The organism is Alteriqipengyuania sp. (genome assembly GCF_964222115.1).
GTDB lineage: Bacteria > Pseudomonadota > Alphaproteobacteria > Sphingomonadales > Sphingomonadaceae > Alteriqipengyuania.
The window spans coordinates 1-9,176 of record NZ_CAXQBM010000001.1; the positions used below are offsets into that span (position 1 = coordinate 1).

Below are 9,176 nucleotides of genomic sequence, written 5' to 3' on the forward strand. Positions count from 1 at the left end.
CGCCTCCTGCATGTGGTAGCCGCTGACGCTGATGCTGTTGAAGCGCGGCATGTTCTCGGCCGTGTAGGCGAAGATGTCGGCGATGATGCGCATGCTGGGCGCGGGCGGGTAGATGTAGGTGTTCCGGACCATGAACTCCTTGAGGATGTCGTTCTGGATGGTCCCGGAGAGCTTGTCCTGCGAAACGCCCGACCGCTCCGCCGCGACGATATAGAACGCCATCACGGGGATCACCGCGCCGTTCATCGTCATCGAGACGGACATCTCGTCGAGCGGGATCTGGTCGAACAGGATTTCCATGTCGCGCACGGTGTCGATCGCGACGCCTGCCTTGCCGACATCGCCGACCACGCGCGGGTGATCGGAATCGTAGCCGCGGTGCGTGGCGAGGTCGAAGGCGACGCTCAGCCCCTTTTGCCCCGCCGCAAGGTTGCGGCGGTAGAAGGCGTTCGATTCCTCGGCAGTCGAGAAGCCCGCATACTGGCGGATGGTCCACGCGCGCCCGGTATACATGCTGGCGTACGGGCCGCGTGTGAAGGGTTCGAAACCGGGCAGGCCGGGGTCGATGTCTGCCGTGTCCTCGCTCGTATAGAGCGGCTTCACGTCGAAGCCCTCCGGCGTGTGCCACGTAAGGTCGCGGCCTTTGACTTCCTTGTCGGCCTTGGCCTGCCAGTCTGCGGGGGTGGGTTTGTCGGTCATCCGTAAGTCCTCATCCCTCTCCCCGTGCGGGGGGAGGATAGCATAGCTTGGTCGCAAAGCGGCCTAGCGAAGCTTGGAGAGGGGCGTCCAGCCCTCACCGCGTCGAACTCCCCTCTCCCAACCCTCTCCCCACATGGGGAGAGGGCTTAGTGCCCGCTCCCTTGATCCTTTGGAGCCGTCTCCATGATTTCGGTCAGCTGGCCCATCATGTCCTTGGGGTGGAGGAAAAAGATCGGCGTGCCGTGTGCGCCGATGCGCGTGGGACCGAGGATGCGCTTGCTCTTCCCCTCGAACCATTCGCGCGCCTGCTCTATGTCTTCCACCTCATAGCAGACATGGTGCTGGCCACCGGCGGGATTCTTGGCGAGGAAGTTATTGATCGGGCTGCTCTCGTCATAGGGCTCGATCAGCTCGATCTGCGTGCCCTTGCCGACTTCGCCCGTGCTGTCGGGCGTATCGACGAAGCACACCTTCACGCCCTGTTCGGGCAGGTCGAACGGCTCGGTAATCCGCACCGCGCCCATCGTGTCGCGGTAGTAGCGAATAGAGTCCGCGATCGAAGGCGTCGCGACGCCGATATGGTTGAGACGGCCGAGTCTCACGGCTTCCTCGCTGAACTAAGAGCAATTGTAGGAGCAGATCGGACCGCAAAAATTTTGCGACCTTTTGCGACGTGAAAATCCAACTCCGGCAAGATTTCGACCTCCAATTCGCTGTCACCTGCCCAAACCGACGAAACGTCAACTGAAAGAGTTTGAAGGGCTATTTCGGGCAATGCGAGAAAAATGAGGACCCAATCATCGTTGATCGCGACAAGCCCTTGGAGATTACTACGGTCCTCAACCTCAAGGAAATCCGCCCAACGATCTAAACCTTCGTGCGGTACCAGCGAACACATTAGCCTCTCGGACTGAGAGGTGTCGATATCAATCAACCAAGGTTTGTCAGATGGATCGTATGCTTTGATCTCAACGTGCGGCGATAGCGTCTTGGTGATCTGCGAAAACTTCATCAAAACACCTCACAGCGGAATATTATCGTGCTTCTTCCACGGGTTGCTCAGTTCCTTGCCGCGCAGCTTGCGCAGGCCCAGTGCAATCCGCCGCCGGGTCGAGTGCGGGTAGATGACCTCGTCGATATAGCCGCGTGAGGCGGCGACGAAGGGGTTGGCGAAGCGGTCTTCGTATTCCTTCGTTTTCTCGGCGATCTTTTCGGGGTCGTCGCGGTCCTGGCGGAAGATGATCTCCACCGCGCCCTTCGCGCCCATCACGGCGATTTCGGCGGTGGGCCAAGCGTAGTTGAGGTCGCCGCGCAGGTGCTTGGACGCCATCACGTCGTACGCGCCGCCATAGGCCTTGCGGGTGATCACGGTGATCTTGGGCACGGTCGCCTCGGCATAGGCGAACAGCAGCTTGGCGCCGTGCTTGATGATGCCGCCCAACTCCTGCGAAGTGCCGGGGAGGAAGCCGGGCACGTCGACGAAGGTCAGGATCGGGATGTCGAACGCATCGCAGAAGCGCACGAAGCGCGCGGCTTTCTTGGATGAGTTGATGTCGAGCACGCCCGCCAGCACCATCGGCTGGTTGGCGACCACGCCCACGGTGCGGCCCTCGACGCGCCCGAAGCCGCAGATGATGTTGCCCGCATGCTTGGGCTGGATCTCGAAGAAGTCGCCATCATCGAGGGTTTTCGCGATCACCTCGTGCATGTCGTAGGGCTGGTTGGCATTGTCGGGGATCAGCGTGTCGAGGCTCATCTCCTGACGGTCCCACGGATCGTTCGACGGCATGTCGGGCACCGGCTCGCGGTTCGACAGCGGCAGGAAGTCGAAGAAGCGGCGCGTGGCCATCAGCGTTTCGATATCGTTCTCGAACGCATCGTCGGCCACGCTGGTCTTGGTGGTGTGGGTGATCGCCCCGCCCAGCTCTTCCTGCGTGACGACTTCGTTGGTGACGGTTTTCACCACGTCTGGCCCGGTGACGAACATGTAGGAGCTGTCCTTCACCATGAAGATGAAGTCGGTCATCGCCGGGCTGTACACTGCGCCGCCCGCGCACGGGCCCATGATGACGCTGATCTGCGGGATGACACCGCTGGCGAGCACGTTGCGCTGGAAAACCTCGGCATAGCCGCCAAGGCTCGCGACGCCTTCCTGGATGCGCGCGCCGCCTGAGTCATTCAGCCCGATCACCGGCGCACCGACCTTCATCGCGGTGTCCATCACCTTGCAGATCTTCTCTGCATGGCGTTTCGACAGCGAGCCGCCGAACACGGTGAAATCCTGGCTGAAGACATAGACCAGCCGCCCGTTGATCGTACCCGACCCGGTGACGACACCGTCGCCCATGATCTGCTGGTCTTCCATGCCGAAATCGGTGCAGTCGTGGACGACGTAGGTATCGAGCTCCTCGAAAGAGCCTTCATCCAGCAGCACGTCGAGCCGCTCGCGCGCGGTCAGCTTGTCCTTGGCGTGCTGCGCATCGATCCGCTTCTGGCCGCCGCCCATCCGGGCGGCCTCGCGGCGCTTTTCCATTTCGGCAATATTGGCTGACATCCGGTACTCCTTGTTGCGCAGCGAGGCGTTAGGACGCGACACGGCGCGGGGCAAGCGTGCGGACCGAACGCGAACCGGGTGTTAGTAACGGTAGAGGGTGAAACGCTGGATGCCGAACGTGTCGGGCGGGAGCCGGACGTGGCGGCCCTGGTGGGTCTGATCGCCGTTCAGCACGCGGCCCCTTTGCCATCCGTCATCGACGAACCGGCCTTCCTCCACCCGTTCGAACCCCATGCGGCCCTGCCTGTCAGCCGGCTCGACGGTGAGCGTCATCCCGGTCCCTGCGAACAGGTATTCCTCCCCGCCAAGCCATATCAGGATACCGCCGTGAGACTTCGGGTCCTGCGCATCGCGCGGTGTCCACGGATCTACGGTGGTAACGCTGAACCGCGCGCCGCCCAGCTCGGAAACCAGAGGTTCGAGCATAGCCGTTCCATCGAGGTCGACCGGCGCAGCGAATCCCGCGATCCGCCCCTCCGCCTGTGCGTCGAGCACCAGCGGCGCGATAGAGTCCAGCATCGCATAGACGGCACCAATGTTCGCGGCCTGCGCCTCGCTCGCATCCTCGATCGCAAAGGGGCTGAACCCTATCGCACCGCGCGCGCCTATGGAGCGCAGCGCATTGGCCGCGAGCGCGGCATCGGACGGGCGATTGGCTTCGGGGATGAAGATCGGGCGCGTTCCGGCGGAGTAGTATCCGTCAACGATCTCGCCGAAATTGGGGAAGTAGATATCGGGCGCGATGAAATCGACCGAGGGGGCGTGGGTCCGCCAGATGTCTGCAAGGTGCGCGAGTGGCCCGCCGCTTGGATACCCGCCCGGCGCAACACCGGGGCGACCCTGCGCGCCGTTGACGAACATCGGCAGTGCATATTCGCGCTTGCCTGCAGCTGCCACCACCTCGGCATATTCGGCATAGGCGCGTGCCATCGCGCGTTCGTCGGCCGCAGGATCGTCGGTCCGGTCGCTCTCCCGCGCGAAGGGCAGGAACCCGATCTCGTTCTCGACCTGCACCATGATGACGGTTCGCGCATCGCCATCGACACGCTTCAAGTGCCGCATCAGAGCGGCAAAGGCGCGCGCATCGGCATCGCGCGCTTCGGTGGAGTAAGCGGAGATGATTTCCTGGGTCCGCCCATCCGCACCGATAGTGCGCGGGAAGCGCTCGCTATCGCGCTTCACCCAGCCGGGTACATAGCTGGACATCGAGTTCTTCCATGTGCCGAACCACAGCAATACCAGCCGCATGTCGTGCGCGCGCGCATCCTCGATCAGCCAGTCCACGCTGGAGAAATCGAACTGCCCCTCCTCCGGTTCGACCAGCTCCCAGTAAATCGGGGCGAGCACGGTATTGAGGTTCATGTCGCGCAGGCTGGGCCAATGGCGCGCCATCGTCGCGCGGTCCGACGCGGTCGAATTGCCGAGCTCGCCACCCAGGATAAGGAACGGCTCGCCGTCGACGATCAGCTGGGTCGCTTCACCGCGCTGTTCGAGGCGCGGCATATCCTCGGCAATCGCAGGAGTTGCGAAAAGGGCAAGGCACAGGAAAGCGAGGAGGTAGCGCATACGCCAATCGTGCCGCCCATTGCCGTCGGGCGCAAGCAGCAGCGTTAAAACTTGACGATGCCCTTCTCGATCAAGCTGCGGGCAGTGTCCTCTATCGTCTGCCCGGCCGGGATATAGGTAAAGCCGAAGGTCTTCTCGGCATGAGCGCCCGAGACATCGCGGACATTTCCGAGCTCGCCCTTCACCTGTTTCATCTCCGGCATGAACAGCGCAAGGATGCGGACGAGAAAATCGGGCATGCGGCGCGTGGGCGTTTTCTTCGCAAGATCGGGTGCGCGTTGGCGAAGCATGTCGGCCATTTCCATGATCCACATGAACTGCGCCGAGGCGGCAAAGCGGCCATTCCGCACGGTTTCCGCAGGAGCCTCCAGCGCCAAGACGTGGATCTTCGCCACATCGCGCACGTCGACCACCCCGATACCCATGTTCGGTGCCATCGGGATCGATCCGTCGATCACCTTCTGCACCAGCTCGACACTGGTGGAGAGGTCGGCATCGTAAACCGGGCCGAACACGCCGACCGGGTTGACCGAGCAAAAGACCATACCGGGAGCAGTCTCGGCCACCCAGTCGCGGGCGGCCCGTTCGGCTATCGTCTTGGACTGGATATAGGGCGGCGGGTCCGCGTCGAGGTTGGTCCAGTCGCTCTCGTCGAAATTCTCTTGCCCGCGATGGCCGTAAGCGATCGCCGCCGCGCTGCTGGTCTGAACGAAGCGCTGTACACCTGCCTCATGCGCGAACTTCAGCGCGCGAAGCGTGCCCTCGCGTGCTGGCTTGATCAGGACCTGCGGATCATTGGGCACTTCCATGGGAAAGGGCGATGCGACATGCGCAATCGCATCGCAGCCCGCACTGGCCTCCGCCCAGCCCGCATCGTCCATCAAATCGGCCTGGAAGACCTTCAGCCGCTCCCCCGCCTCGGCCCAGCGTCCACGCAACCTGGGCTCGCCTTTGGCGACATTGCGCACCGTGGTGTGGACTGTGTGGCCCTTGGCCAGCAGTTGGTCGATCACCTCACCGCCGATATAGCCAGTGCCGCCCGTTACGAGGATCGTCTGCGCCATCATGTCTCTCCCTTGCTGGAGAGGCTATCCAATTAGATTGCTTTTCGCAACCTAATGTCAGCGCATGAGGACGAGTTCTTCCGCCATCGTCGGGTGGATCGCCACGGTCGAATCGAAGTCCGCCTTGGTCAGGCCCACCTTCACCGCGATGGCCGCCGCCTGCATCATTTCGGGCGCTTCGGGGGCAATCATATGAATCCCCACGATCTTTCCGCTGTCGCCATCGCAGACCAATTTCATCAGGCTGCGTTCGTTACGGCCTGCGAGCACGTTTTTCATCGGCCTGAAGTCGGACAGGTAGACCTTGACACTGCCCAGCTTGTTCTTCGCCTCGCCCTCGGTCATCCCCACCGCAGCTATGGGGGGATGGCTGAATACGGCGCTGGGCACGCAGTCGTGGTCCACCGCAACCGGATCGCCCCCGCCGAACACCGTATCGGCAAAGGCCTGGCCTTCGCGGATCGCCACGGGCGTCAGCTGGACGCGGTCGGTCACGTCGCCCACGGCATAGATATGGTCGACACTGGTCTTGCTGAACCGGTCGACAAGGATTTCCCCGCGCTCCCCGATCTCGACGCCGACCTTGTCCAGCCCCAGACCTTCGATGTTGGGGATGCGACCCACGGCGAACATCACGAGGTCGGCCTTTTCCTCGTCGCAATCGGACAGCTTCACGAAATAGCCGCCCTCCTCGCACGGCTTGATATATTCGAAGGTGGTGTTGAAGCGGAACTTGATCCCCTTCGTGGTGCTGATCTGCAGCAGCCGGTCGCGCACCGCCTCGTCATAGCTACGCAGCAGGCGATCGCCCCGGTTTACAATATGAACATCGCTGCCGAACTCGTTGAAAATACCTGCAAACTCGTTGGCGATGTAGCCACCGCCCGCGATGATGACCTTCTTGGGCAGTTCATCGAGATGGAATGCTTCGTTTGACGAAATGGCGTGTTCCGCACCCTCGCATTCGGGCATCCGCGGACGCGCCCCGGTCGCGATCAGGATGTACTTCGCGGTGACTTTCTGCCCGCTCGCCAAGGTGATCTCGTGCGGGCCGGTAATCTCGGCGCGTTCCTTGAAAATGGTGACATCGTGGTTCGCCAGCGTCTCGGTATAGGCACCTTCGAGCCGGTCCACGTCGGCCAGCACATTGTCGCGCAGCTTGATCCAGTCGAAGCTCTTGCCCTCGATCTCCCACCCGAACCGCTGGCAGTCTTCGAGATCTTCGGCGAAGTGCGCGCCGTAGACGAGCATCTTCTTGGGCACGCAGCCACGGATCACGCAGGTGCCGCCCACCCGATGCTCTTCCGCGATAGCGACCTTCGCTCCATGCGCGGCGGATACGCGACTGGCGCGCACGCCGCCCGAGCCCGCACCGATGGTGAAAAGATCGTAGTCGTATTGGTCGGCCATCTGCACGCTCCTGCTGGCGGGGAGCGGGCGATATGGCGGCAATGCTCCGCTATTCCAATGGTCTGCGAAAGTGTGGGAGCATTCAGCCGCTTTTCGGGGGGGGTTCCTCGATAGCCAGCTTGCGTGCAGTGACCGCCGTGCGCACACCGAAAAGAACGATCAGCAAGGTCCCTACGGCGCCCACAAACAGGTCGAAGCCGGTGAACACGTGGACGATCGGATTTGGTCCAAGGGCCAGCATGGACAACGTCATTGCCATCAGGACCAGCCGCAGTTCGGTCGGCCCCGCCATCATGTAGGACAGGCGAAGTTCGCCCATCACGCGCACACAGAGAAACGCGTGAATCGACATCAACAGGTAGCCTGCTAGCGCGACCAGCGCGACTTCGAGCTGCACGTAATCGGATGCGCCCAGCCCCAGGACCACCAGCGTCGTCGCCAGCCCGTCGCAACTGTGATCGAGGAAATAGCCGTAGCGTGGGCGCTCTATCCGGCGAAACCGCGCCAGGCTTCCGTCCAGAGAATCCCCGAACCAGTGGATCACATACCCGGCAATTGCCAGCCACAGCCAGGCATCGCCCAAAGTGCTGGCCGCATAGCCGGTGAAAATCGCAAGTGCCCCGAAAACGCCGATGAAAGTGAGGATATCGGGCGTTACCCAGCGTGGCATACGGGCACAGAGGCGGTCGAGCAGCCACCGTTCGCCCCGTGCCAGCACGTTCTGCTGAACCCGGTTGATCGGCTCAGCCGAGCTGTGAAATGACTTACTGTCTGATTTCGCTTGGTCCATCGGCAGCGTGTATCCGCCAGCCGATGCAGCCATGCAAGACCGCGATCAGCCTTGTCCGCCGCCCGAATGCGCGCCGCCCTGACGGTTGCGGCGACGCTGGCCGCCGGGTTTGCCCCCGCGATTATGGCCACCCGGTCCTCCGCGACCCTGCCCGCCGGGCTTGCCTCCTTGCGGCCTACCCTTTCGGGACGCGTGCTTGTTCTTGGGCTTGTGCGGCCGGTCGCCGATAGGCTTGGGCTTTACGCGCTGGCCCCGCTGCTGCTTGGGCGCAGGCTTGGTCGGGCCGACACCCTCAACCACCGCACGGAAGTTTTCCGGCAGGGGCAGCCGATCGAACTCGGCATCGGTGTTGCGGTTGATATCCCTGAGATACTGGCGCTCGTCCTCGGCGCAGAACGCAATCGCGACACCATCGGCACCGGCCCGCGCCGTGCGCCCGATCCGGTGGACATATTGCTCGGGCACGTTGGGCAGCTCGTAATTGATGACGTGGCTGACGCCCGGAATGTCGATCCCGCGTGCGGCCACATCGGTTGCGACCAGCACCGACGTCTTGGCGCGCTTGAACTCGTCGAGCGCACGCTGGCGCTGCGGCTGGCTCTTGTTGCCGTGGATCGCATTGGCGGGGATGTTCGCCTGCGCGAGCTTCTTCACCACACGGTCCGCGCCATGCTTGGTGCGGGTAAAGACCAGCACCCGCTCCAGCTTGCCCGGAATGGGATGGCGACCCGAGAGGATCAGTTCGAGCAGGCTCTGTTTCTCGTCCTGCTGGACCATGAAGAGGAACTGCTCGATCCGCTCCGCCGTAGTGCTTTCGGGGGTGACCGAAACCTGCGCCGGATTGCGGCAATACTGGCTGACCAGTTCCTTGATCGCCTTGGGCATGGTGGCGCTGAAGAACAGCGTCTGCCGGTCCTTGGGCGTCAACTCGTTGATCTTGCGCAGCGCGTGGATGAAGCCGAGGTCCAGCATCTGGTCCGCTTCGTCCAGCACCAGGATTTCGACCTTGTCGAGGTTGAACGCGCGCTGGTCGATCAGGTCGAGCAGGCGGCCCGGCGTCGCGACGAGGATGTCGGTACCGCGGTGCAGCTTG

General features: G+C 62.7%; 9 protein-coding genes. All 9 read right to left on the reverse strand.

The features are described 5' to 3' along the window. On the reverse strand, positions 1–699 hold a 699-nt coding region (locus ACEQXE_RS00005), incomplete at its 3' end, for a methylmalonyl-CoA mutase family protein (protein ID WP_370176849.1). Positions 700–845: 146 nt separating this feature from the next. Next, entirely contained in the window at positions 846–1,301 is a 456-nt protein-coding gene (gene mce, locus ACEQXE_RS00010) for a methylmalonyl-CoA epimerase (protein WP_370176850.1), read from the reverse strand. Beyond that, positions 1,298–1,711 carry a hypothetical protein gene (locus ACEQXE_RS00015; protein ID WP_370176851.1) on the reverse strand — a complete coding sequence of 138 codons (414 nt, stop codon included), beginning with the start codon at positions 1,709–1,711 and terminating at the stop codon, positions 1,298–1,300. The genes mce and ACEQXE_RS00015 overlap by 4 nt, the downstream gene beginning before the upstream one ends. Positions 1,712–1,720: 9 nt before the next feature. Next, entirely contained in the window at positions 1,721–3,253 is a 1,533-nt protein-coding gene (locus ACEQXE_RS00020; protein WP_370176852.1) for an acyl-CoA carboxylase subunit beta, read from the reverse strand. An 81-nt stretch (positions 3,254–3,334) separates the two neighbouring features. Continuing rightward, positions 3,335–4,819 (reverse strand): DUF5597 domain-containing protein, encoded by a 1,485-nt coding sequence (locus ACEQXE_RS00025; protein ID WP_370176853.1) that lies wholly within the window; start codon positions 4,817–4,819, stop codon positions 3,335–3,337. 44 nt (positions 4,820–4,863) lie between these two features. Continuing rightward, positions 4,864–5,886 carry an NAD-dependent epimerase/dehydratase family protein gene (locus ACEQXE_RS00030; RefSeq protein ID WP_370176854.1) on the reverse strand — a complete coding sequence of 341 codons (1,023 nt, stop codon included), beginning with the start codon at positions 5,884–5,886 and terminating at the stop codon, positions 4,864–4,866. A gap of 54 nt (positions 5,887–5,940) precedes the next feature. Beyond that, entirely contained in the window at positions 5,941–7,293 is a 1,353-nt protein-coding gene (gene gorA, locus ACEQXE_RS00035; protein WP_370176855.1) for a glutathione-disulfide reductase, read from the reverse strand. A gap of 82 nt (positions 7,294–7,375) precedes the next feature. Further along, positions 7,376–8,083 carry a CDP-alcohol phosphatidyltransferase family protein gene (locus ACEQXE_RS00040; protein WP_370176857.1) on the reverse strand — a complete coding sequence of 236 codons (708 nt, stop codon included), beginning with the start codon at positions 8,081–8,083 and terminating at the stop codon, positions 7,376–7,378. Between the two features lie 45 nt (positions 8,084–8,128). Beyond that, positions 8,129–9,176: DEAD/DEAH box helicase (locus ACEQXE_RS00045; RefSeq protein WP_370176856.1), on the reverse strand; the 1,048-nt coding region annotated here is incomplete at its 5' end.